1 pseudogene is annotated in these 229 nt (G+C 63.3%); it reads right to left on the reverse strand.

The annotated features are described in order from the left end of the window. Positions 1 to 229 (reverse strand): annotated as a pseudogene (locus LI114_RS14060) (hypothetical protein); the annotation flags it as partial.

Here is a 229-nt window from a genome sequence, read left to right on the forward strand (position 1 = left end):
TCCGTACCGCCGCCAAAGCCGCCGTCATCTGCAAGGCTCTCAGGCACGCCCAGCGCCGCGCAAGCGAGCCGCAGAAGCTGTTTGTACGCGTACACGCCTACGCCCTTGTCGCCGCGCTTGAAGCCCTCGCTGTCCAGCGTTTTCAAGGCTTTCGGAGCGGTGAAGCCGTTCAGCCCCGCCGACTTTATCTTCGCGGGGTAGTCCACATAGCAGTAGTTGCAGTCCACCG

The sequence above is a fragment of the Ruminococcus sp. 210702-SL.1.03 genome (assembly GCF_020559915.1).
GTDB lineage: Bacteria > Bacillota > Clostridia > Oscillospirales > Ruminococcaceae > YE71.